General features: G+C 45.0%; 3 protein-coding genes. All 3 read right to left on the bottom strand.

The window, feature by feature from the left end; all coding sequences use genetic code 11:
- Positions 1-979, bottom strand: a 979-nt coding sequence (locus Q0191_RS01930; protein ID WP_297663328.1) for a phage portal protein, incomplete at its 3' end; no start/stop codon positions are given.
- Between the two features lie 19 nt (positions 980-998).
- Positions 999-1190 carry a DUF1056 family protein gene (locus Q0191_RS01925; protein WP_297663326.1) on the bottom strand — a complete coding sequence of 64 codons (192 nt, stop codon included), beginning with the start codon at positions 1188-1190 and terminating at the stop codon, positions 999-1001.
- On the bottom strand, positions 1187-2460 hold a 1274-nt coding region (locus Q0191_RS01920; protein WP_297663323.1), incomplete at its 5' end, for a terminase TerL endonuclease subunit. The genes Q0191_RS01920 and Q0191_RS01925, both read right to left, overlap by 4 nt.

The following is a 2460-nucleotide window of genomic DNA, read 5'->3' as shown; positions in this document are numbered from 1 at the left end:
AGTCTAGTTCAGTTCCTAGTTTATAAGTCATCTCGCTAATAACAGGTCGCAGATAACGAGTCATTGCATTAGCGTAGACATTGCTAATTTGTTCAATAGATGACTGTTGGTCTCCTTGCCCGCCCAGATAGCTATCTGGGATACCATAAACTTTGGCGAATTGCTTACTTGTCCAGTCGGCTTGAGATAGCAACTGCGCCACGTTTGATTTAATTTCTAGCGGAGTGAACTCCTCCAGGTCATCAAGCACCAACGGGCCGCCTGTCATCTGCTTCATGATTTTGCGCGACCTTGCCATCTTCGTATCGTCATCTAGCAAGCCCCCGTTCTTAACTTTCAAAATCCCGTTCATCTTGAGCGAGTTCCTCAAAGAGTTAAAAGTTAGCTCGTCAGATGCTCGCTTAATCTTCAGCTCGCGGCCAAGCGCCAAAAGTGGACTAACCCCAGTCCGGCCACCGTCCATGGAAACAAGTCTAAAATGTAATACATCACCTTGCGGAACTTGCAAGAGTGGTCTTATTCTCGGATCTGTAAAAGTAATGTTGTAATAAGTGCCGTTTTCGTATTCGTAGTAATTCATGTGAACCTGTGACGGTTTTAGAAACTCCCATTTTACGTCTCGGCCGTTCTCGTTGCGCCAGCGGTAAGCAAAGGCCTCTCCTGCCAACAATAATTGAGCGTATAACGACTGATAGAAGCCGTGGCGGCTGGCATTTGTGCTTGGATTATCTATAATTCCTTGCCAGCGCTTTTGTTCGGCTGTTAGCTTAACAGTCGCAAGGTCACTGGAAAGTTGGCTGATGATGGCGTACAAGTCCGAATTTTGCAAAGCGGACCGAGCAGATACCCACTCACCACCATTCAGCGTAGCACTGAGGAAGTCGGCTCCGTCGTCTACAGATATTCGGTCAAAATTACTGCCATTCCCCGGCTTGCTTTCTGCCATATTCATAAAATTTGGCGGTTTAAATAATGGCATATTGTTTCATTCCCCCTCTCTATTCCTGTTGTCGCGCTTGTATGATTTCTGATACAAAGCCGGCCAATATGAAAGTGATTGTCAGGCTGATCCCGAATGCTAACCACCCGACTCGATACATTGTCAGATTGATTGTCATTGCTGCAGCTAGAAACATCAAAACATCAAAAAAAGCCCAAATTAGGCTAAAAAAAGTTTTAAAAATCGTCATAAATCGTAAAAATCCTCCTCCAAAAGCCCGCTTTCTGGGTTTTTAAACCAGTCAAGGACTGCTTGCTGGCTCATATGCTCGACTTGGTAGCTCTTGTCATTCACAAGGCCGTAGTCTTCAAAGTGATACATAGCTTGATAGCATCCGTCTATGATAGCGTCCACTACGTCAACCTTCAGTGTTGATTTCATCTTGTCAACCTGAATTCCTACGTTGTCTTGCTTGATAACCGCATTTATCAAGGCTTTTTCCATGATGACATCATTTAAGCGGGTTACAGAGCCCTCTACAAAGATTTTTTGCAGGAACTTTGTAGGGTCTTTTAGCTCGCTTGTCCGCTGCCGAATAGGCATGAGCGGGTAGCTTGTATTAAGCTCCAAGGCCTTGATAACCTTAGTCACGCCCATTGCATCGTAACCAAAGAAAATCACATCCAGGTTATTATCCTCAATGTAATTCACCAGCCAATCATAGACCTGATCGTCATTTATTAAGCCTTGCGGATGGCTGGTAATTGTGCAGTAGCCTTGTTTCTCTTGTTCTCGGTAATTGATGCCGTCCTGCTTCTCCTTAGCCTCTATACTGCCAGCCTGATTCCAAGGAATGAATGAATGCTGCTCTAAATGCCAGCGTTCCTCCCCTTCATACGGATAGACAAAAGCTATAGAAGTATTATCTGATGACATAGAGTAGTCAACCCCCACATAAACCCGATGGCCGAACCTCGGAAAGTCATCAATCACAGCCTTTTCTATATCCTCAAGAGCAAGAAAGCTGTTGCTGTCTGCGTTCAGCCAACAATTCATATTCTTTACTTGAAAGTCTGCCAGCTTGCCCATGAGCATTTTTTTATCTCTTTCTGATATAAGCCCTCTAAGCAGCTTCTCGTGCTTGTCAGCAAGGTTTAAAAGCGGGTTGCTCTTAGCCCACGTTTCGGGCCGAAAAGTCTCTTCTAGGCTATCCTGTGCCCACACAAGGCAAAGTTGGTCATCACTTGCCCGGTCGAAGTCTCGCTCCATAACCTCGATTAGTTTTTTCTGCTCCTTATGAAAAGGAACGTCTGGGACCGTGTAGGACGTGGATATTTCCACGAAGCGAGCGCCCGGGGTGTTGATCTGGCCGGATGTGATTTTAGAAATCCCATCATCTCTAGTCAATTCGCCTACCTCATCAGCAATGGCAAGCAGAAAGTGATTTGAGTCAAACTTGCCCGATTCAAAAGAGATGGTCTTAATGATATTGTTATCATTAGCAGCCTTTATTTCTCGTG

The organism is uncultured Streptococcus sp. (assembly GCF_938036805.1).
GTDB lineage: Bacteria > Bacillota > Bacilli > Lactobacillales > Streptococcaceae > Streptococcus.
Note: the sequence above shows the minus strand (reverse complement) of the source record. Positions and strands in the feature narration are given on the sequence as shown.

Coding starts and splice junctions, on each gene's coding strand:
- Q0191_RS01925 (WP_297663326.1), bottom strand. CDS start 1,190: ATGACGATTTTTAAAACTTTTTTTAGCCTAATTTGGGCTTTTTTTGAT.